Source organism: Halochromatium glycolicum, from assembly GCF_016584085.1.
Classification (GTDB): Bacteria; Pseudomonadota; Gammaproteobacteria; order Chromatiales; family Chromatiaceae; genus Lamprobacter; species Lamprobacter glycolicus.
The window spans coordinates 19,079-40,101 of sequence record NZ_NRSJ01000037.1; the positions used below are offsets into that span (position 1 = coordinate 19,079).

Consider the following 21,023-nt stretch of genomic DNA (forward strand, 5'->3'; position numbering starts at 1 on the left):
ATCATGTCTGAAAGCATTAAACAGTTTCTCTACCTCAACCGTAAGGCGCCCTACGGCACCATCTATGCCTGGGAGTCGCTCGAGGTCGTGCTGATTGGGGCGGCCTTCGATCAGGACGTCAGCCTGGCCTTTGTCGAGGACGGTGTCTTCCAATTGACCAAGAACCAGGACACCTCGGCGGTTGGAATGAAGAACTTCTCGCCGACCTATGCGGCGCTGGGCGATTACGAGGTCAAGAAGATCTATGTCGAGAAGGAGTCGCTCGAAGAGCGCGGCTTGTCGCTCGATGACCTTCAGCATTTGACCTGGGAGGACGAGGATGACGACTGGGCCGAGAAAGATTCGATCCACCTCGTCACTCGTTCCGAGATGACCGCTATCATGGACGGCGCCGACGTCGTCTTCAGCTTCTGACGATCGCGCGATCACGAGGAGAACGATGAGCACACTGCACACCGTCAATAAGTCGCCGTTCGAGAAGACGTCGCTGGCCGCCTGTCTCGGTCACGCCAGTGCCGGCTCGGCCGTCCTGCTGCTGGAGGACGGCGTCTATGCCGCGCTTGCCCAGACCAGTGCCGAGGCCCAGGTCAAAGGCGCGCTCGACTCCGTCAAGGTCTATGTCTTGGGGCCTGACCTCCAGGCTCGTGGCCTGTCCGAGGAACGCGTCATTCCCGGAATCAGCGTCGTGGACTATGCCGGCTTCGTGGATCTCGCCGCGGAGCACGAAAAGGTCCAGGCCTGGTTGTAGTTTTTTCTGTTTCTCACTGAATCGAGGAGAGCAAAGATGCCAATCGAAGTGAATGGTAAGACGTTCGAGACCGACGAAGAAGGCTACCTGGCCAACATCAATGATTGGGAGCCCGGCGTCGCTGAGGTGATGTCGAAGGAAGATGATCTCGAGCTCACCGACGAGCACTGGGACATCATCAACTTCCTGCGTGAGTACTACGAGGAGTACCAGATCGCACCGGCGGTCCGGGTGCTGACGAAGGCTGTTGGTAAGAAGATGGGCAAGGATAAGGGCAACAGCAAGTACCTGTACGGTCTGTTCCCCTATGGCCCGGCCAAGCAGGCGTGCCGCTACGCTGGCCTGCCGAAGCCGACCGGCTGCGTCTGATCGCATCGACCGTGCGGTCGGCCCGAGGGCCGGCCGATGGGCCGAGCCCAGTACGGCTCGGTCTCGCCGGGCACGCCATGACTGGCCGCGCCCGGCTCCGATCGCATTCTCGATATTGCGCACCAGAGGTCCGGCTCTTGATGAGCGGACACCACTGAGCCTACGCCACTGAGGTAGCGGAAACATGTCGTTTCTGTCGGATGTTTACGCCGGTCTGTTCTATTTCGCGGCCTTTGTGCTGGTCGCCGGGTTGACCAATAAGGTCATCCAATATGCGCGCACCCCTGCGCCGCTGAAGATCCCGACGACACCAGCGCCGACCACGAAGACGGGCGTTGCGCTGCGTCTCACACGCGAGGTGGTGTTCTTCGAGAGCCTGTTCCGCGGGAGTAAATGGACCTGGATCTTTGGCTGGATGTTCCACTTCGGCCTGTTCCTGGTCACGCTGCGGCATCTACGCTACTTCCTAGAGCCGGTCCCGATGCCGATCCAGCTGATTCAGCCGTTCGGTATCTACGGCGGTATTGCAATGGTCATCGGCCTAGCCGGGCTCTGGGGGCGTCGCTTCCTCGTCGACCGAGTGCGCTATATCACCGCCTTGTCTGATCATCTGATCCTGGCCCTACTGATCACGATCGGCCTCTCCGGTCTAATGATGCGGTTCGTGGTTCACACCGACATCATGCGGGTGAAGCAATTCTTTCAGGGGCTCTATGTCGGCCAGGTCTATACGCTGCCGGCCGACCCGCTGCTGCTGCTGCACCTACTCTTGGTGGCGGTGCTGATGATCATCTTCCCATACAGCAAGCTCCTGCATGCGCCGGGGCTCTTCTTCAGCCCGTCGCGAAACCAGGTCGACAATCCTCGCGAGCAGCGCCACCTCGCGCCTTGGGCTCGGCGTCTGGAACAGGACTGACACAATCCTGTCTCTCCGATGATGTTTAGCGACGTTTCGATGCGAGGTTGAATCATGGCGAAGGCCGACTTCGAAGTCCCCGAACTCCAACAGTATCCCGAGATCCCGGCTGTCGAGCCTGGCGTGATGGCGCACTCGAGCCCGTTCAAGTCGAAGCCGCAATTCCAGGCAGACCTTGGCTTTCCGGGGGAGCTCGTCGACGATTGGCAGAAGAAGGCGCTCGATAAGATGGGTGACCTACTCAGCCGTTATCGTTCGCTGCGGGTCTACCTCGACTCCTGCGTCAAGTGCGGCTCCTGTACCGATAAGTGCCATTACTATCTCGGCACCCATGACCCGAAGAACATGCCGGTCGGTCGACAGGACCTGATGCGCAAGGTCTACCGGCGCCATTTCACGCTCGCAGGGCGTCTGTTTCCAAAGCTGGTCGGGGCCGAGGACCTGACCGAAGAGGTCCTGGGCGACTGGTACAGCTACTACCATCAGTGCTCCCAATGTCGCCGGTGCTCGGTCTTCTGTCCCTACGGCATCGATACCGCCGAGATCTCGATGGCCGCGCGCGAGATCATGGACCACATCGGCGTCGGGCAAAAATACTGCAACGAGATCATCGGGAAGGTCTACAAGATCGGTAATAACCTCGGCCTTCCCGGTCCTGCATTGGCCGATACCCTCGAAGGGCTCGAGGAGGATGTCTTCGATGACACCGGCGTCGAGGTCAAGTACCCGCTCGACCAGGAAGGGGCCGAGATCCTGCTGGTCACGCCCTCGGCCGACTTCTTCGCTGAGCCCCATGTCGATGGGCTGATCGGCTATGGCAAGGTCTTCCACGAGGCTGGCGTCAGCTGGACACTCAGTAGTCATGCCTCCGAGGCGGCCAACTTCGGCATGTTCATCGGCTCCTACGAGAACATGCGCCGGGTCGCGCTCCGCATCCGCGAGGCCGCGATCAAGCTCGGTGTCAAGCGCATCGTGTTCGGCGAGTGCGGTCATGCCTGGCGCGTCGCTTACAGCTTCCTGAACACGCTGGCCGGCCCCTGGGATTTCCTCGATCAGCGTTACCCGATCCCGCAGCACATCTGCGAGTTCACCTATGGGCTGATCCAAGAGGGCAAGCTCAACCTCGACAAGAGTCGCAATGACGACATGGTGCTGACGTACCACGACTCGTGCAACGTCGCCCGTGCCTCAAGGATGGGCGACCGGCCCGGCGGGCAGTTCGACATCCCGCGCGCGATCATCCGCGCGACCTGCAATCACTTCTATGACATGGACGAGGAGACCATCCGCGACCGCACCTTCTGCTGCGGCGGTGGTGGTGGCCTTCTGACCGATGACCTGATGGAGGTGCGGGTCAAAGGGGCGCAGCCGCGTGTCGAGGCGCTGAACAACGTGATCCAGGAGAAAGGTGTGACGCACATGGCCGCGATCTGTGCCATCTGCAAGAGCCAGTTCACCAAGGTGCTGCCGTACTACGGCATGGACCTCGACCAGATCGTCAGCGTCCACCAGCTGGTCTCGAATGCGCTGGTTCTGACCGGCGAGGAGACCGAGGACGAAGACGAGGCCGCCGACGAGGCGGCCTGACGATCAGCCGGCAGCAGGGCGCGTCTCGGCAATAGGGTCGGCAGATTGAGAAAGCAGCTAACACGAGCTTGGGGTACGCCTCGTAGCCCGCGCCAACGAATCGATTCAGGGGCCTAGCTCGACTTCGACTGTTCTTAGGAGCGTTATCGATGGCAACTTCCAGTGACGAAATGACCAAACTTTCCTGGCGCCGCTTCGAGGATGGCGACAACGTCTGGGATAACCTGACCGAGCAGATCTTCGTTCAGGACACCTCGCACAAGTGCCCGACCTATGTGCACAAGACGCCACCCTGTCAGGGGAGTTGCCCATCGGGCGAGGACATCCGCGGCTGGCTGCAGATCGTGCGCGGTCTCGAGAAGCCACCAGAAGGGATGACCTGGCAGGAGTACGCCTTCCGGCGCTCCACCGATGCGAATCCGTTCCCGTCGATGATGGGGCGTGTCTGTCCGGCGCCTTGTCAGGACGGCTGCAACCGTAACGAGGTCGAGGACTTCGTCGGCATCAACGCGGTCGAGCAGTTCATCGGCGACAACGCCACCGCGCAGGGCTACAGGTTCGAGCCCGCCCCGTTCAGCACCGGCAAGCGCATCGCGATCATCGGCGGTGGTCCGGCCGGCCTGGCCGCGGCTTATCAGCTGCGTCGCAAGGGCCACGCGGCCACCGTGTTCGAGGCCAACAGCGAACTCGGCGGGATGTTCCGCTACGGGATTCCGGGCTACCGCGTCCCGCGCGATGCCCTGGACGCCGAGATCAACCGTATCCTCGATATGGGTGACATCGAGCTGAAGATGAGCACCAAGGTTGGTGTTGATGTCACGGTCGAGCAGCTCGAGCAGGACTACGACGCCATCCTCTGGGCCATCGGCTGTCAGTCCGGCCGCGGGCTGCCGGTGCCGGGCTGGGAGGGCACCCCGAACTGCGTCTCCGGTGTCGCCTTTCTGAAGGCCTTCAACGAAGGCCGCATGAAGGTCACGGCCGAGAAGGTCGTCTGCGTCGGCGGCGGTGATACCTCGATCGACGTCGTCTCGGTCGCCCGCCGTCTTGGCCACATCACCAAGTCCGGTAAGAGCGATCTGCCTGAGACCGTGATCCACGACGGCTATGTCGCCCACGACACCGCGATGACCGCGGCCGCCGAGGGCGCCGAGGTGACGCTGACCTCACTGTTCACGCGCGAGAAGATGACCGCGGCCGAGCATGAGGTCCATGACGCGCTGCACGAGGGTGTGACCATCCTCGACGGCGTGATGCCGACCGAGGTCATCAAGAACGACGAGGGCCGCGCCATCGGCCTCAAGGTCGCCGACTGCGAGATGAAGGATGGACGCCCGACCCCGGTCGAGGGCACCGAGCGCGTGCTCGATGCCGATCTGGTGGTTGCGGCCATCGGCCAGGGCGGCGAGCTCAGCGGCCTCGAAGACTTGGATAATGGCCGCGGCCTGATGAACAGCGACAAGTTCTATCAGGTCCCGGACAAGCCGGGCCACTTCGTCGCTGGCGACATCATCCGCCCGCACCTGCTGACGACGGCCATCGGCCAGGCTTGGATCGCGGTCGAGTCGATCGACGAGTACGTCAACAAGGCCGAGCACAAGCGCCGGCCTAAGGTCGACGTGCACCACTTCGACCTGCTGGCCAAGCTCAATGAGGCGAAGCTGGCACCGGAGACCTTCGACGTCAACGAGAGCGGCGACCTGCGCGGGACCTCCGACGCCAAGTATGCGATCCATAACTATGAGGATCGCTCCGGCGCCGAGGTCATCCCGCACGATGAGCTCTATCTCGGCCACTTCCCGTACACGCCGCGGGTGCTGCGCAAGGAAGAGGTGCCGAGCTCGGAAGAGGTGCTTGGCCATTTCAAGGAACGCGTGATCGGCTACTCGGAAGAGGACGCGGTCAACGAGGCCAAGCGCTGCATGAGCTGCGGCATGTGCTTCGAGTGCGACAACTGCGTGATCTTCTGCCCGCAGGATGCCGTGTTCCGGGTCAACAAGGCCGAGAGCACCACTGGTCGTTACGTCGATACCGACTACGACAAGTGCATCGGTTGCCATATCTGCGCCGATGTCTGCCCGACCGGCTACATCAAGATGGGCCTCGGTGAATAAGCAACCTACAGCACTGCAGGAGACGTCGATGGCAGAAGTCTTGTCCAAAGGCGTCCTCCTCGCGTTTCTGTCCGTCGCGCTCGGCCTGAGCGCGATGGCCAAGGCCGAGGAGGTCGGCGATTTCGTGCAACCCAGCTCGAAAGCGGCGGCGGTCGAGAACTGCGTCGAGCCGACCGAATACATGCGCCGCAATCACTTCGAGCTGATCCGTCACCAACGCGACGAGACGGTCTATGGGGGCATTCGTGGGGCCAAGCATAGCCTCTCGGGCTGCGTTTCATGCCACGTCGGCTACGACCGTCAGGGCACGCCGATCGAGATCGACGCAGAGGGACAGTTCTGCAGCAGCTGCCATGACTATGCCGCGGTGGAGATGAACTGCTTCGACTGCCACGCCACGGTGCCCAAGGGCGAGGCCTGGAACCACGAGGTTGCTGCCGCGCATGCGCATCCGACCGGCGCAGCGCCGCTCGCTGCGACCAGCGCTGAGCGGTGAAGCAGTGAGCGAGGCGAGCGAATCGATGAAAAACGAATCCGAACCGACTAACCAAGGCCGCCGAGATTTTCTTGGCGCTGCCGCCGGCTTGACTGCGGCGGCCGTCGCCCCGGGTATGGTGCTGCATACCGTCGATTCCGAGGCGGCGGCACCGACTGGCGGGGTCAGTGATGCCCATCGCTGGGGGCTTCTGGTCGATACCAGCAAGTGTGCTGATGGCTGCACCGCCTGTGTCGATGCCTGCGATCAGGAGAACGGTCTGAATCTTCAGTCGCAGCCGCTCGGTGACGATGAGCTCAAGTGGCAGAATCAGCGTGCCACCTGGATCCGCAAGGTCAAGTTGCAGGACAACCTGACTGGGCAGGTGACGAATCTGCCGCTGATGTGTCAGCACTGTGAACATCCGCCCTGTGTCGACGTCTGCCCGACCGGTGCATCGTTCAAGCGCGCCGATGGCATCGTCATGGTCGACCGCCACACCTGTATCGGCTGCCGCTACTGCATGATGGCCTGTCCCTACAAGGCGCGCTCGTTCATCCACGAGCAGGTCGATCAGAAGCTGACCCGGGCGCCGCGCGGCAAGGGATGTGTCGAAAGCTGCAACCTATGCGCACATCGGCTCGATACCGGAGATATCTCCACCGCTTGCGCGGATGCCTGTTCGGCCGAAGGCCATCAGGCCCTGGTCTTCGGGGACCTCAAGGACCCGACCGGTCCGCTGCGCCAAGCGCTGGCCAAGAAGCCGAATCGCCAGATCCGCCAAGACCTGGGGCTCAATACCGGCGTGCGCTACGCTGGCATCTGACCGCGAGTCGAGGCCACAGTCCATCGGATGACGCCAAGCCTTGACACCATTGCACCACGCTAGAGAAGTCAGCATGAAGAGAATCGTTTATCGCGAGTGGCTGGTCGAGCCTCAACGCTATTGGGGATTGCTTGCAATGCTCGCCGGTGTGATCGCCGTGGGCGGCCTGTCGGCGCTCTATATGGAGCACGAGGGGCATTGGGTAACCGGCATGACCAATTCGGTCGTCTGGGGCACGCCCCACGTGTTCGCTGTATTTCTGATCATCGCGGCATCCGGCGCGCTCAACGTCGCCTCGATCGGCACCGTATTCGACAAGGTGGCTTACAAGCCGCTCGCGCGGCTCTCTGGACTGCTCGCCGTGGCCCTGCTCGTTGGCGGGCTGCTCGTCCTGGTGCTGGACCTGGGGCGGCCCGATCGGCTGTTGGTGGCGATGACAACCTACAACTTCAGCTCGATCTTCGCCTGGAACATCTTCTTGTACTCCGGCTTTGCCGCGATCGTTATCGGCTATCTCTGGACGATGGCCGAGCGCAAGGGAAATCATTTGCAGAAACCGGTCGGCACCTTTGCGTTCCTCTGGCGTCTCGCGTTGACGACTGGTACCGGCTCCATCTTCGGCTTCCTGGTTGGTCGGGAGGCCTATGACACCGCGATCCTGGCTCCGCTCTTCGTCGTGATGTCGTTCGCCTACGGTCTGGCGATCTATATCCTGGTCCTGTTCTACGCCTTCGACGCGGACGGGCGGCCGATCGGGCAGGCCATGCTCAAGCGGTTGAAGAATCTGCTCGGGCTGTTCGTTGCCGCGGTGCTGTACTTCACGCTGGTCTACCATTTGACCAAGCTCTATGGTGCCAAGAACAGTGATATCGAGGCCTTCCTGCTGATCAACGGCGGTCTCTATACGGCCCTGTTCTGGGTGGGTTGGGTTCTGATCGGCGGTCTGATCCCGCTCGGGATCGTCTACCATCCGGAGTTGAGCAAGCAGCGTGATTGGATCGCGACGGCCAGTGCGCTCGTGGTCGCCGGCGGATTGGCCGCGATGTACGTGATCATCATCGGCAGCCAGGCCTATCCCCAAGAGATGTTTCCGGGGCACACGGTCATCCAGTTCGGGGCGCCCGGGGATGTCGGCGGTCGGGTCGCTCCGTACTCACCGAGCTTCCCCGAACTGCTGCTCGGCCTGGGCGGCGTTGGTGTTGCGCTGCTGATCACCGCGGTCGGGATTCGGGTGCTGCAGTTTCTGCCCGAGTCGCTCGCCGATCGCGACGTCGATCCACATGCAAGCGCGCGGCATGCCTGATCGCCTTCGTCTGGATTGATTGCGCAAGGCTGGTGATCCATCTCGTTGGCCGGCGGGCGGCGCTTGACCGCGTCTCCTCGGCCGACCGCGATCTCGCGGGAGTTCTGAGTGCGCTGGCTGCTCGGCGACGCATCCATCCCCGCGCCGCTGTGTAACTGCAATGGCCCACCTCTACCTTTCCGCGCCGCAAAAGTCGTCGGGTAAGACGACCCTCAGCATCGGCCTAACGCGCGAGTTGCTGCAGCGCGGAGAGGTCGTCCAAACCTTCAAGAAAGGCCCTGACTACATCGATCCGCTCTGGCTCGCTCGTGCAGCAGGCGGCCGTCCCTGCTTCAACCTCGACTTCCATACGATGGGGGTCGACGAGATCCGCGGTGAGTTCGCGCGCTTTTCCGGCGCCGCGACGATCGGGCTGATCGAGGGCAATGTCGGGCTCTTCGACAGCATCCACCTGGACGGTGCCGGCTCCAATGCGGAGCTGGCGAAGCTGCTCGAGGCGCCGGTGCTGCTTGTCATCGACGCCCAGGGCATGGGTCGCGGGATCGCTCCGCTGCTGCTCGGCTATCAGGCCTTCGATCCGGCCCTCAACATCGCCGGCGTCGTATTGAACCGCGTCGGAGGCAGTCGACACGAAGCAAACCTGCGCCGCGTAGTCGAGTATTACACTGACCTGCCGGTCGTTGGGGCCGTTCCGCGTGCGCCCGAGGTCGTGATCGAAGAGCGCCACCTCGGCCTGATCCCGAGCAATGAGGCCGCCGAGGTCGAGGCCACGATCGAATCCATCCGCCGCTTGGTCGCATCGTCGCTGGATCTGGATCAGGTCCTATCCATCGCAGCGTGCTCGCCGACCCTGGAGCAGGCCATGCCTCGCCTGGCCTCAACCCCGCAGCTGGACCGGCCCCTTGTGCGCATCGGGCTTGCGATGGATGACGCCTTCGGCTTCTATTACCCGGGCGATCTCGTCCGGCTGGAACAGGCGGGCGCTCAGCTGATGCCTTTCAGCCCGGTTGCCGATGCGGCGCTGCCTGAGGTCGATGGCTTGATCCTGGGCGGCGGTTTTCCCGAATGCCGGATGCGCGAGCTGGAGGCGAACCACTCAATGCGGGAAGCGATTGCGGCCTTCATCGCGGACGGTGGTCCGGCCTATGCAGAATGTGGTGGGCTGATGTATCTCTGCGATCGTCTGCATTGGAAGGGCGAGACTCGCCGCATGTGCGGCGTGCTCGCTGCCGATGTCGCAATGCATCCAAGACCGCAGGGGAGAGGTTACATGCGCCTCCAGGAGACAGAGGCCTTTCCGTGGCCGGCCGACGCCGAGCAGCCAGCCGAGATCTGCGCCCATGAGTTCCATCATTCAGCGATCATTGCCCCATCGCCGGATTGGCGCTACGCCTATCGGGTGCTGCGCGGAGCCGGCATCGATGGCGCCCATGACGGTATCATTCAGCAGAATCTGCTAGCGAGCTATGCGCACCTGCGCGACACCGGCTCGGTGCATTGGACGCGCCGATTCGTCAACAGCGTCCGGGATTCGCGACATTGAAGCAACGCGACTAGGAAGAGACCTATGTTCAAACTGACGACGGCTGCCGCAGAACAGGTCATGCGGGCAGCGAAAGAGGGGGGCACAGAAGGGATGTCGCTGCGGTTGGCAGCGACTCAGAAAGAAGACGGTGCGATCGACTACCGGATGGGGTTCGATGCCGCGACCGAGGAGGACATCCGCTTCCAAAGCGAGGGCGTGGATATCGTGATGTCGCCCGAGGACGTGCCGTTGCTCGACGAGACCGTGATGGACTTCGTCGAGATCGAGCCGGGGAAACCGCACTTCATCTTCCTGAACCCCAAGGACCCAACCTATCAGCCGCCCGCTGATGCCTGAGGGTGATGCTCAGGCTGTTCAGGCGCTCGATCGGGCCTAAGCGAAAGAGATGGAGCTCTCGAGCGAAGACAAGCTGCGCTTGAACGTGCTGCTCGCGAATCGTCCGCAGGCGATTCGCATCGATGAGTCGCGGCTGATCGTCTACGGACTCTCCGAACGCGGTGAAGCCAAGGTCGCTCTGAATCCGACCGGCTCGCCGGAGACCTATCTGCGCGCCGTCAAGGAGCTGATCTCGGGCCACATCCTAGGCTCGCCGGGGGGCTATCCAGTCTATCTGCGGCGCTGGACGCGGATGGGCCAGATGCGCGATCAGAGCCTCGAGCAGCTGCTGATGCTCGGCGAATCGGAGGCCGTGGTCGCCGCGGTCGGCTCGCCAGGGCTGACACCAGAGCTCGCCCGCCGGGCCTGGTGGGCGATGGAAGACGCTGAGAATGCGCGCAGCATGCTCCAGAACCCGACGATCGTCGCCAGTGAGATGGGACCGGTGCTGGCCGATTATCTGGTCGAATACCTCCCGTTCGAGACCGATCACGAGAAGATGATGGAGTCGGTTCGGCTCGTACTGCAGGCCGGTCTGCTCAGCGACGAGAGGATCGCGGAGCTTTGGAAGAAGTCGGCGCGCAAGCAGGCCTACTTGGTAGGCTTCCTGCGTGCACGCCCAGATGACCTGCCCGAACAGGAGCCGGCGCGTGCCGACGCTGAGGAGATTGCCGCGACGCTTGCCGATGAGCTTGCTGCGGGGAATGCGGTGGCCGGACTGCTCGTGCGGGTGACCAGTGCCAGCGGGCAGACCTTCCTTAAGACCCTCTCGGCGGTGCTCTCGAAACCGCCGAATCAAGAGATCGTCAGTGCCGGTTTCGACCTGTTGCGGGAGTACTTCTACGTGCTCAGACCCGAGGGCGATCCGGACCTGGCGATCGAGCCGCTACTCGCCGATGGGCGAGCGTTTGCGGGCCTTGACGGCGAGGTCGCGTCCGAATCGGTTCAGCGGGTGCTGGAACGGCTGCCCGCGGCGGCGCCGGATCTGGCGGCGATGCGGGTGCTATCGGGTACCGGCTATGGTTTGATCCGGCCGCTGCTGCCCGATCCGACGACCCTCGGCAGCCTGATGCGACGTAAGCTGACACCGGTGACAGAGCCGCTGCAGGCCGAGCTGGATCAGCTACGCGGGCGGTCCTGAACGCGAGCTCAGGCATGCGACCCGGGACCGGGAAGGCTTCCTGCTGGGAGCCGTCCAGCTGCCGCTTCTTCAGTCAGAGTGCGCCCTGCGGTACCGCGGGAGTCGGTTCAGCAGGCATCGACGGCGACGCTAGATCGTCACTGTCCGCGGGCCGCTTGCGGCGCCGAGGATCAGCACGTCCGCGGGACGAAGGGCGAAGATCCCGACGGTGACGACGCCGGCGATGTTGTTGATATCCTGCTCGAGCGCCATCGGCTCGGCGATCTCGAGCCCATGGACGTCGAGGATCAGGTTGCCGTTGTCGGTCGTGAAGCCCTCGCGCCAGACCGGGTTGCCACCGAGCTTGGCGAGCTCGCGCGCGACATAGCTGCGTGCCATCGGGATCACCTCGACTGGCAGTGGGAACCGCCCCAGGACCGAGACCAGCTTGCTCTCATCGGCGATGCAGACGAACCGCTCGCTCGCGGCGGCGACGATCTTCTCTCGGGTCAAGGCGCCGCCACCGCCCTTGATCAGCTGCAGCGACTGATTCGATTCGTCGGCGCCATCGACATAGAGCGACAGGGTGCCAACGCTATTGAGATCGAGGACCGGGATGCCGTGCTGCTCAAGGCGCTTGCTTGATGCCTCGGAGCTCGAGACGGCGCCGTCGATGCGGCCCTTGATCGTGGCCAGATAATCGATGAAGTGATTGACCGTCGAGCCGGTGCCGACGCCGACGACTCCGCCTTGGACATGATTGAGCGCGGCCTCGGCCGCCTGCTTCTTGAATTCGTCCTGGCTCTGTGCAGCGCCCATGACTTCTCCTCGTGGCTCAGATGAAGAATGATTCGATCAGTGATCGCGCTGGCCCGGCTCGAGCAGGCGCCTATTCGCGATGACCGCAGTTTGATTGGAGTATATCAAAGGCTCAAGTCGCTGCTCTGGCGTATGCTGACGCGTTTGCTGCTGCCGCTCTTTCCCCTACCATGCTCCATGCCTACATCGAGCGCATCCTGAAGGCGCGAGTCTATGATGTCGCGCTTGAGTCGCCGCTGACAATGGCGAAGGGATTGTCGGGTCGTCTCGATAATCGCGTCCTGCTCAAGCGCGAGGACCTACAGCCGGTGTTCTCGTTCAAGCTCCGCGGCGCCTACAACAAGCTCCGGCATCTGCCGGCCGCCGCGCTCGAGCGCGGGGTGATCGCGGCCTCGGCCGGCAATCATGCCCAGGGCGTCTCGATGGGCGCCTCCCATCTCGGCGTGCCGGCGGTGATCGTGATGCCGAAGACCACCCCGGGGATCAAGGTCGACGCTGTGCGCAGCTGGGGCGCCAAGGCGGTCCTGCACGGGGATTCGTTCGATGAGGCCTATCAGCATGCGATGATGCTGCGGGAGGAGCGCGGCCTGACCTTCCTGCATCCGTTCGATGATCCGGATGTGATCGCCGGGCAGGGTACGATCGGGATGGAGATCCTGCGCCAGCACCCGGACCCGCCGCACGCGATCTTCGTGCCGGTCGGCGGCGGTGGCCTGATTGCGGGCGTCTCTGCCTATGTGAAGTCGATCCATCCGGAGGTGAAGATCATTGGGGTCGAGCCGGCGGATGCCCCGACCCTACATGCGGCGCTTGCCGCGAATGAGCGCGTAGTGCTGCCCGAGGTCGGGCTGTTCGCCGATGGGGTCGCGGTCAGGCAGATCGGTGAGGAGACTTTCCGAATCGCGCGCGAAACGGTCGATGAGGTCGAGCTGGTCAGTGCCGACGCGATCTGTGCCGCCATCAAGGACATCTTCGACGATACCCGTGGTATTGCCGAGCCGGCCGGTGCGCTTGCCGTCGCCGGACTCAAGCAGTACGTCGAGCGCACAGGTGTCCGGGGCACCTCGCTGATCGCGATCGAGAGCGGGGCCAACATCAATTTCGATCGTCTGCGCCATGTCGCCGAGCGCGCTGAGCTCGGCGAACGGCGTGAGGCCTTGTTCGCGGTCGAGATCCCGGAGCGCCCCGGTAGCTTCCTCGCGTTCTGCAAGGCCCTTGGCAAGCGGCAGATCACCGAGTTCAACTACCGCTACGCCGATGAGCACGCGGCCGTGGTCTTCGTCGGTGTCGAGCTTGGTGGTGGTCTCGCCGAACGGCAGGAGATGATCGAGCGCATCGAGCACAAGGGCTTTGCCGTCACCGATATGAGTGACAACGAGACCGCGAAGCTGCATATCCGCTTCATGGTCGGCGGTCATGCACCGGGTGTGAGCTACGAACGCCTGGTCCGTTTCGAGTTTCCGGAACGTCCAGGGGCCTTGCTGAGCTTCCTCTCAGGGCTCGGACGGCGCTGGAACATCAGTCTGTTCCATTACCGTAATCACGGCGCGGCCTACGGGCGGGTCCTGATGGGGATTCAGGTGCCGGAGGCCGACGACTCCGAGTTCACTGAGCTCCTCACCGGTCTGGGTTACCCATTCTGGGATGAGACCGAGAACCCGGCCTATCGCCTCTTCGCCGGGATCGAGCGCGGCGGATGAGCGTCGATGCACTGACGCTGCGTCGGGCGCCCGGACTCGATCGCGGCTCGATCGCACGGCTCTTCGGTGCGGATGAACGACTGCGGCCGATGGTATACCCATCGCAAACCGATTTTCGGTTTTCCTCGACCGCTCTGGGTCGCGTCACGGCGCTCGGGGGACGCCGTGAATCCATCCCTGGAGGCTTGACGACGGCATCCATGCCGTCGACACCCCCGCTCGCCGTCACCCGACCCTCCGCTCTGCCGTGCCGAGCATTGACGTGCTTTGGGTATATCTAACCGATGGTATCTAGCGGTCTTCTTGGCATGCGCTCGCCGGGTCATCGCCGGCGGTAGACCGATGCCTCGGTGATCACCGCGTCCAAGGGCACGTCCCAGGGTTTGGGCTCGATCCTGTCGACGCGTTGGCACTCGTGCGCGAGGCCGACGAGCCGCGGTCGCTGCCAATAGCGGCGGCTGCTCAAGAACGCGAGACTGCGATCATAGAAGCCCGCCCCCATGCCGATCCGGTGACAGTCGTGATCGAATCCGACCAAGGGCACCAGGACAAGATCAAGGCCATGGGTCGGCAGGATCTGCCGGTTGCGGCGGGCGGGCTCGGGGATGCCGTACCGGTTTGGGCGCAATGGCTCGCCGGGTCTATGGCGAACGAACCAAAGCCGTCCGGGGGCATGGCCGCGCAGCACGGGCAGGTACCAGCGTCGGTTGCGGTGGAGTCGCTCGACGAGGGGCCAAGGGTCGAGCTCGCCGCCGGTCGGGATATACAGCGCGATCCGGCGCGCCGCATGGCCGAATCCACAGCGAACGAACCGGGATGCCACAGCCCTGGCATGATCCTGCTGCTCACGGCGGTTCAGTTGGCGCCGAGCCTTTCGGAGGCGGCGGCGTAGAAACGGATCGCTCACGGCGATGACACTGAGGGAGGCTGCTGAAGCGCGCCGTCACGAGCGGCGGCAGATCAAGGGAGAGACATCTCCCGCCTGTGCCGGTGCAGGCCTTCGTTCTTGAACCAGAGGGTTCAAGTGGGAGCGCTGCATCGTGCTTCAGGCTTTCCGCTCGAGGCGGACATGCACAACGGCTCGATTCTTGGCGCTCCCTGGGTACGGATTAGGCTCAAGAAAATACCCAGACCACTGCCGCACACCGCAGGAGATGTCTGAGAACGAGACTATACCTTATCGTTCGCAGCGTCCAGCCCGGCCGGATCTTGAGGCGGCTCGGATGCCTCTGATTGCGGCGTTTCAATGGCCTCAGACAACCGATCCTGGATGGCCTGCAGTCGATGGTGCTGTTCCTTGATTGCGTCGCGCTCGCGCATCAGCTCGTAGACGAGGTTGAGGGCGGCCATCACGGCGATGCGGTCGGCGCCGATGACACGGCCGTTCTGCCTGACCTCGCGCATGCGCTCATCGAGCAGCCGCGCGGAATCGATGAGCCCATGCTGCTCCTCGGGCGCACAGGCGATGCGGTACTCCTTATCGAGGATGCGGATCGTGACCGGTACGGCCCGGTCGTGAGCAGAAGCGGTCATTTACAGTTGCTCCTCCATCGCCTTGAGACGTGCGACCATGGCTTCAAGTCGGCTACGCGCGAGCTCGGTCTTCTCGATCAGTTCAGCGCGCTCGGCGACCAGATGCTCTTGGCTTGCACGCAGGGAGGCGTTTTCATGGCTGAGCTGCTGGCACTTGCGGATCAGCGTATCCACATGTTGCTCTAATAGATCGATATCGAAATCGGCCATGCCAAACCCCAGCTGAAAAGCCTTGCGCGACTATAGAAGGCGGCCAAGGTTGGGTCAAACGAGGTCGTGCGTCTCATTCCCCCGCAATCGTCGTTTGCCGCGCTACCGCTGCGCCCGGTGCGCCCGGTGCGCTTGAAATCCTCGCGCGACCGTTTGGTTTGCCGTCGAAGCAACTGCTATTTCAGGAATTGTTGATGGTCTCCGATCCCGTTCCCGATTATGACAGGCTTGACCAGCTGCTGGCTGGGGTCGAGCTTGCGCCCAGTGCCGCGGAGGCGCAGGCGATACTCTGCGGTCTATTGGCCGCACATGAGCCTGATCCGGTCGGGCGTTGGTCGACGCAACTGGGAACGCCGCCCAGGGCGGTTGTGCGCTGGTCCCAGCATCTGCTCGGTCAGGCACAGCCAGCAGAGCCGCCAGCTGGACTGTCGGCTGGGCTGTCGGCTGAACTGCCGGGTGCGCAGCAAGCGTCCTCGCTTGGGCAGGACGGCGGCGCCGTTGAGACGGGCGCAGCGGCGATCGACTTGACCGTCGCCGGTCAGGTGGGTGCGACTGGCAGCGGCCAGGGGCTCGATCATGAACAGGATCATGGTCATTTGGACGCCCATGCCGAAGCGCATGGCCACGCATGCGACACGCATCATTCGCATGCACCGGAGCCGACCGAGACCGAAACCGAGACCGCGATCGATGGCGATGCGCTGCTGGCCGAGCTCGCCACGCTGGCGCGTTGGACCGAGGAGGCGATCGCGCCGCCGTCTGTCAGCTTCAATCTGCTGCTACCGCCCGAGGACCGTCCATTGCGCGAGCGGGCGCTGGCCGTGCATGACTGGGTAAGGGGGCTGTTGTTTGGTTTGACGCTCGGCGGACTTGAACCTGAGGGTCTGGACGGCGAAGCGCGTGAGGCATTCTCTGACCTGGTCGAGCTCACCCGAATGGACCTGGCGGCGATCGACGAGGGTGAAGAAGACGAGCAGGCATTGGCCGAGATCACCGAATTTTTGCGGGTGGCGGCGATGGCGATCCGCGAGTCGGTATCCCCTGCAGGCGCAGACGCTGTTGGCGCGCCAACGACGCAGTCGGGACCCGGCCAGGAGGTCCATTGATGAGCCCAGTAATGAGCCCAGACGCGACTGCACGCGCGGACCGCAAAGCGAGATCCCCGGCACGCCCGCCCTACAGCATGGCCGAGCTCAAGCGCCGCCGGCGTGATCTGATGCGCGCGCTGGGCCCCGACTCGGTACTGATCGTACCGGCTGCGCCCGAGGTGATCCGCAACCGCGATGTGCATCATCCCTATCGTCAGGCGAGCGACCTGAGCTGGCTGACCGGATTCCCGGAGCCGGAGGCGGTGGCGGTGCTCGCGCCCAAGCGCAAGGACGGCGCCTTCGTGCTCTTCTGCCGGCCGCGCGACCCGGAGCGCGAGGTCTGGGATGGGTATCGCTTCGGGGTCGAGGGGGCGGTCGCGGCGTTCGGCGCCGATCAGGCCTTCCCGATCGCCGAGATCGACGAGAAGCTGCCCGAGATCCTCGCCGACCGCCGCCGGGTCTACTATCCGCTCGGCGTCGACGACGGGCTCGATCTCCAGGTCATGCGCTGGCTGCGCGCGGTGCGCGCCAAGGCCCGCACCGGCGTCACTGCGCCGACGGCGCTGATCAGCTCTGATCAATTGCTGCACGAGCGCCGCCTGATCAAATCCAAGGCCGAGCTCAAGCTGATGCGCCGCGCGGCGGCGATCTCGGCCGCGGCCCATCAGCGGCTGATGCAGCACGCCCGTCCTGGTCTGCCGGAGCAGCAGCTCGAGGCGACCTTCATCGCCGCCTGCGCCGAGCAGGGCGCACGCTTCCAGGCCTATCCGCCGATCGTCGGCAGCGGCGCCAACGCCTGCGTCCTGCACTATGTCGAGAACGCCCACGCGCTCGGCGACGGCGACCTGGTGCTGGTCGACGCCGGCTGCGAGCTGGACGGCTATGCCTCCGACATCACCCGCACCTTCCCGGCCAACGGCCGCTTCAGCGCTTCGCAGCGGCGTCTCTACGAGCTGGTGCTCGCGGCGCAGCAGGCGGCGATCGCGCAGGTGCGCCCCGGCAACCATTGGAACCAGCCGCACAAGGCCGCGCTCAAAGTCCTGACCCAGGGCCTGGTCGATCTCGGGCTGATCGCCCCGGACGGGGCCGATCTCAAGCAGCTGATCAAGGACGAGCGCTACAAGCCGTTCTATATGCACAAGACCGGCCATTGGCTCGGGATGGACGTCCATGACGTCGGCCAGTACAAGCTCGACGGGCGCTGGCGCCGCTTCGAACCGGGGATGGTGCTGACGGTCGAGCCGGGGCTCTACATCGCGCCGGATGCCGAGGCCCCGGCCGAGTACCGCGGCATCGGCATCCGCATCGAGGACGATGTCGCGGTCACCGAGGACGGCCATGCGGTCCTGTCGGCCGATGTGCCCAAGGACCCGGACGCGATTGAGGCATTGATGGCGAGCGCTGCCTGATCGTTGGCCGGGCTGGCCAATCGATCAGCCTCTCCTTAACATTGCTGATCGATCTGCGCGGCGGCCGGGCGAGGACCGATGATCGTCGCTCGCCGGGGCGACCTTGACGAGGACATGATGCGGCGCGACAGCGCGCATTGCGCGCACCACTAGGCCGCTTGCAGGCTAGGATGCTGTGCGCGAGAGGACGACGACGCGAGATTTGCCTATGCACGACTATGATCTGGTCATCATCGGGGGCGGCCTGGTGGGCGCGAGCCTGGCCGTCGCGCTTGCCGACACCGGCCTGCGCATCGCCGTGGTCGAGGCCACCGAGGCCGATGGCCCGACGCACCCGAGCTACGACGAGCGCGTGATCGCGCTCTCGCGCGGCAGCGCGCGCATCTTTGAAGGCATGGGCCTATGGGATCAGATCGCGCCGGCGGCGGCGCCGATCCGCCACGTCCATGTCTCCGATCGTGGCCATTTCGGCTTCGCCCATCTCGACGCCGAGGATGAAGGCGTGCCGGCGCTCGGCTATGTCGCCCCGGCGCGCGCGATGGGCGCGGCGCTCAGCGCACGGCTGCAGGCCTCGCCGCGGATCACGCTGCTGCGCCCCGGGCGCCTGGTCGGCCTGCAGGTCACCCAGGAGCGCGTGAGTCTGGAGGTCGCGGTCGCCGGCCATTCGCGCCTGCTCACCGCCGCGCTGCTGGTTGCGGCCGACGGCGCCGAGTCGGCGGTGCGCAAGCGCCTCGGCTTGACGGTGCGCGAGCAGCGCTACGGCTACGACGCGATCATTGCCACCGTGACCCCGGAGGGCATTCCGCCCAGCACGCGCCCCGACACCGCGTTCGAGCGCTTCACCGACAGCGGCCCGCTGGCGATGCTGCCGATGACCGAGGGCCGCTATGGCGTCGTTTGGACCGCGCACGAGACCGAGACGCCCGCGATCCTGGGACTCTCGGATGACGACTTCCTCGCCGCGTTACAGACGCGCTTCGGCGGCCGGCTCGGCTGCCTGACCCGCCCCGGGCGCCGCATCGCCTATCCGCTCAAGCTGATGCTGGCCAAGCGCCTGACGCGCGAGCGGCTGATCCTGATCGGCAATGCGGCGCACACCCTGCATCCGGTCGCTGGGCAAGGCTTCAACCTGGGGCTGCGCGATGTCGCGGTCCTCGCTGATCTGCTGGTCGCGGCGAAGATGACCGCCAAGGACCCGGGCGGCGCATCCGTGCTCGGCCCCTATCGCCGGCAGCGGGCGCCCGAGCATGCGCTGATCGCCGGCCTCACCGACGGGCTCGCGCGCCTGTTCGTCAACCCCTGGGGACCGGTGCGGGCCGGCCGCAACCTGGGCCTGCTCGGGCTCGATCTCTTGCCACCGGCGCGGCATCACCTCGCTCGGCGCTTCATGGGTGCGCTCGGACCGCAGCCGCGGCTCGCGCGCGGGCTGCCGGCGACCAGTGCGATGCCGCCGGCGCCGAGCGCCAATGTGCCGCTGCTCGCCGAGCCGCCCCGCACGCCGACCCCCGTCACCGATGCCGCGGCCGACGCCGCGCGCCAAGCAGACCCTGCCAGTCAAGCCTAGGAACCGCAGCCATGTCCGATGCCGATCCTCATCATCTCGGTCATGTCGACCTCGCGATCGTCGGCGGCGGCATGGTCGGGGCCGCGCTCGCCTGCGCCTGCGCCGAGCGCGGACTGACGATCGCCGTCATCGACGGCCAGCCGCCGCAGCGCACCTGGCCTGCCGGCCAGATCGACCTGCGCGTCTCGGCCCTGAGCCGCGCCAGCCAGCGCCTGCTCGAGCGCATCGGTGCTTGGCCACGCATCGTCGAGCTCGGCATCAGTCCCTATCGGGAGATGGTGGTCTGGGATGCCGTTGGCGGTGCCGCGATCCAGTTCGATGCAGCCGAGCTCGGCGAGCCCGATCTCGGGCACATCGTCGAGAACCGCGCGATCCGCCTCGCGCTCTGGGAGCGGCTCGAGGCGTCCGAGCGGGTCCAGCTCCTCTGCCCGGCCTCGCTCGCGCAGCTCGAGACCGACGGCGCCCACGCATTGCTGCGCCTGGCCGACGCGCGCGGCCTCTCGGCCGAGCTGGTGGTCGGCGCCGACGGGCGCGACTCCTTCGTGCGCGAGGCGCTCGGCATCGAGGTCGACGCGCTCGACTATGCGCAGCGCGCGCTGGTCGCCCATGTCGAGGTCGCGCACTGGCACCGCGAGACCGCCTGGCAGCGTTTCCTGCCGACCGGGCCGCTCGCCTTCCTGCCGCTCGCCGATGGCCGCTGCTCGATCGTCTGGTCGGCCGACGAGGATCGCGCCGAGCATCTGCTGGCCCTGGATGACGCCGCCTTCATCGGCGAGCTCGAGGTCGCCTTCGACAAGCGCCTCGGCCCGATCCTGAGCAGCGGCCCGCGCGCCGCCTTCCCGTTGCGTCGCCAGCATGCGCGCGAGTACGTGCGCCCGCGCGCCGCGCTGGTCGGCGATGCCGCGCACAGCATCCATCCGCTGGCCGGGCAGGGCGTCAATCTCGGCTTCCTCGACGTCGCCGCGCTGATCGATGCGCTCGACCATGCTCGCGAGCGCCGTCGCTCGCTCGGCAGCCTGCAGACCCTGCGCCGCTACGAGCGCGCCCGCCGCGGCGACAATGCCGCGATGGTCGCGGCGATGGACGGCTTCAAGCGCCTCTTCGGCAACCGCAACCCGCTTCTGGTCGGCGCTCGCAACCTGGGGCTGGCCGTGGCCGCGCACCTGCCCGGCATCAAGCCGCTGTTCATCCGGCAGGCGCTCGGGTTGGGTGAGCATCTGCCGACGCTCGCCCGGCGCGGCTGAGCCGCGCGGCGGCCACTGGCGCAGCGAGGTCGGTCAAGTAGTTGGCGGCTCGATCCTGATGGCTAACGCTCATGGCAGGC

At 64.9% G+C, this 21,023-nt stretch carries 21 protein-coding genes and 1 other RNA gene; 17 read left to right on the top strand and 5 right to left on the bottom strand.

Features of this window, described 5'->3' with window-relative positions:
• Positions 1 to 3: 3 nt before the first annotated feature.
• The 12 genes from tusC (at position 4) to CKO40_RS17320 (ending at position 11,397) form a co-directional block, all read left to right on the top strand.
• Positions 4 to 414, top strand: a complete 411-nt coding sequence (tusC, locus tag CKO40_RS17265; protein WP_200347696.1) for a sulfurtransferase complex subunit TusC — start codon at positions 4 to 6, stop codon at positions 412 to 414.
• Between the two features lie 25 nt (positions 415 to 439).
• Positions 440 to 748 carry a sulfurtransferase complex subunit TusB gene (gene tusB, locus CKO40_RS17270; RefSeq protein WP_200347697.1) on the top strand — a complete coding sequence of 103 codons (309 nt, stop codon included), beginning with the start codon at positions 440 to 442 and terminating at the stop codon, positions 746 to 748.
• A 36-nt stretch (positions 749 to 784) separates the two neighbouring features.
• The gene (locus CKO40_RS17275) at positions 785 to 1,117 is read left to right on the top strand and encodes a TusE/DsrC/DsvC family sulfur relay protein (RefSeq protein WP_200347698.1); all 333 of its coding nucleotides are present in this window, start codon (positions 785 to 787) and stop codon (positions 1,115 to 1,117) included.
• 184 nt (positions 1,118 to 1,301) lie between these two features.
• The gene (locus CKO40_RS17280) at positions 1,302 to 2,033 is read left to right on the top strand and encodes a respiratory nitrate reductase subunit gamma (protein ID WP_200347699.1); all 732 of its coding nucleotides are present in this window, start codon (positions 1,302 to 1,304) and stop codon (positions 2,031 to 2,033) included.
• Positions 2,034 to 2,087: 54 nt separating this feature from the next.
• The gene (gene dsrK, locus CKO40_RS17285; RefSeq protein WP_200347700.1) at positions 2,088 to 3,620 is read left to right on the top strand and encodes a sulfate reduction electron transfer complex DsrMKJOP subunit DsrK; all 1,533 of its coding nucleotides are present in this window, start codon (positions 2,088 to 2,090) and stop codon (positions 3,618 to 3,620) included.
• Between the two features lie 149 nt (positions 3,621 to 3,769).
• A complete protein-coding gene (locus CKO40_RS17290) occupies positions 3,770 to 5,731 on the top strand; it encodes an NAD(P)-binding protein (protein WP_200347701.1) in 1,962 nt (653 codons plus the stop codon).
• 28 nt (positions 5,732 to 5,759) lie between these two features.
• The gene (locus CKO40_RS17295; RefSeq protein ID WP_200347702.1) at positions 5,760 to 6,227 is read left to right on the top strand and encodes a sulfur reduction protein DsrJ; all 468 of its coding nucleotides are present in this window, start codon (positions 5,760 to 5,762) and stop codon (positions 6,225 to 6,227) included.
• Positions 6,228 to 6,252: 25 nt separating this feature from the next.
• Positions 6,253 to 7,032, top strand: coding sequence for a sulfate reduction electron transfer complex DsrMKJOP subunit DsrO (gene dsrO, locus CKO40_RS17300; protein ID WP_200347703.1), 780 nt, complete (start codon positions 6,253 to 6,255; stop codon positions 7,030 to 7,032).
• A gap of 73 nt (positions 7,033 to 7,105) precedes the next feature.
• Positions 7,106 to 8,335, top strand: a complete 1,230-nt coding sequence (nrfD, locus tag CKO40_RS17305) for an NrfD/PsrC family molybdoenzyme membrane anchor subunit (protein WP_200347704.1) — start codon at positions 7,106 to 7,108, stop codon at positions 8,333 to 8,335.
• Positions 8,336 to 8,495: 160 nt separating this feature from the next.
• Positions 8,496 to 9,878, top strand: coding sequence for a cobyrinic acid a,c-diamide synthase CobB (locus CKO40_RS17310; RefSeq protein WP_200347705.1), 1,383 nt, complete (start codon positions 8,496 to 8,498; stop codon positions 9,876 to 9,878).
• Positions 9,879 to 9,902: 24 nt separating this feature from the next.
• Positions 9,903 to 10,217 carry a HesB/IscA family protein gene (locus CKO40_RS17315; protein ID WP_200347706.1) on the top strand — a complete coding sequence of 105 codons (315 nt, stop codon included), beginning with the start codon at positions 9,903 to 9,905 and terminating at the stop codon, positions 10,215 to 10,217.
• 49 nt (positions 10,218 to 10,266) lie between these two features.
• A complete protein-coding gene (locus CKO40_RS17320; protein ID WP_200347707.1) occupies positions 10,267 to 11,397 on the top strand; it encodes a sulfur reduction protein DsrS in 1,131 nt (376 codons plus the stop codon).
• Positions 11,398 to 11,526: 129 nt separating this feature from the next.
• Here the strand turns inward: CKO40_RS17320 and rpiA are convergent, their stop codons facing one another.
• Positions 11,527 to 12,195, bottom strand: coding sequence for a ribose-5-phosphate isomerase RpiA (rpiA, locus tag CKO40_RS17325; RefSeq protein ID WP_200347708.1), 669 nt, complete (start codon positions 12,193 to 12,195; stop codon positions 11,527 to 11,529).
• A 125-nt stretch (positions 12,196 to 12,320) separates the two neighbouring features.
• On the opposite strand from rpiA, the gene ilvA reads away from it, so the two are divergent.
• On the top strand, positions 12,321 to 13,895 hold the full coding sequence (gene ilvA, locus CKO40_RS17330; RefSeq protein ID WP_276570830.1) for a threonine ammonia-lyase, biosynthetic: 1,575 nt from the start codon (positions 12,321 to 12,323) through the stop codon (positions 13,893 to 13,895).
• A 322-nt stretch (positions 13,896 to 14,217) separates the two neighbouring features.
• On the opposite strand, the gene CKO40_RS17335 is transcribed toward ilvA, so the two are convergent.
• From CKO40_RS17335 to CKO40_RS17350, 4 genes are all read right to left on the bottom strand, one after another.
• Entirely contained in the window at positions 14,218 to 14,802 is a 585-nt protein-coding gene (locus tag CKO40_RS17335) for a 5-formyltetrahydrofolate cyclo-ligase (RefSeq protein WP_200347710.1), read from the bottom strand.
• 64 nt (positions 14,803 to 14,866) lie between these two features.
• Positions 14,867 to 15,052: non-coding RNA, 6S RNA (gene ssrS / locus CKO40_RS17340), on the bottom strand.
• A gap of 13 nt (positions 15,053 to 15,065) precedes the next feature.
• On the bottom strand, positions 15,066 to 15,428 hold the full coding sequence (locus CKO40_RS17345) for a cell division protein ZapA (RefSeq protein ID WP_200347711.1): 363 nt from the start codon (positions 15,426 to 15,428) through the stop codon (positions 15,066 to 15,068).
• Positions 15,429 to 15,638: a TIGR02449 family protein gene (locus CKO40_RS17350; RefSeq protein ID WP_200347712.1), complete on the bottom strand. Its 210-nt coding sequence runs from the start codon at positions 15,636 to 15,638 to the stop codon at positions 15,429 to 15,431. It abuts the gene before it with no gap.
• Positions 15,639 to 15,832: 194 nt separating this feature from the next.
• Here CKO40_RS17350 and CKO40_RS17355 point away from each other — a divergent pair, with 194 nt between their 5' ends.
• From CKO40_RS17355 to CKO40_RS17370, 4 genes are all read left to right on the top strand, one after another.
• A complete protein-coding gene (locus CKO40_RS17355; RefSeq protein WP_200347713.1) occupies positions 15,833 to 16,744 on the top strand; it encodes a UPF0149 family protein in 912 nt (303 codons plus the stop codon).
• 77 nt (positions 16,745 to 16,821) lie between these two features.
• On the top strand, positions 16,822 to 18,135 hold the full coding sequence (pepP, locus tag CKO40_RS17360) for a Xaa-Pro aminopeptidase (protein ID WP_200347724.1): 1,314 nt from the start codon (positions 16,822 to 16,824) through the stop codon (positions 18,133 to 18,135).
• A 208-nt stretch (positions 18,136 to 18,343) separates the two neighbouring features.
• Positions 18,344 to 19,699: a 2-octaprenyl-6-methoxyphenyl hydroxylase gene (gene ubiH / locus CKO40_RS17365; RefSeq protein ID WP_200347714.1), complete on the top strand. Its 1,356-nt coding sequence runs from the start codon at positions 18,344 to 18,346 to the stop codon at positions 19,697 to 19,699.
• Between the two features lie 11 nt (positions 19,700 to 19,710).
• Positions 19,711 to 20,943: a UbiH/UbiF/VisC/COQ6 family ubiquinone biosynthesis hydroxylase gene (locus tag CKO40_RS17370; protein ID WP_200347715.1), complete on the top strand. Its 1,233-nt coding sequence runs from the start codon at positions 19,711 to 19,713 to the stop codon at positions 20,941 to 20,943.
• The last annotated feature ends 80 nt before the right edge of the window (positions 20,944 to 21,023 follow it).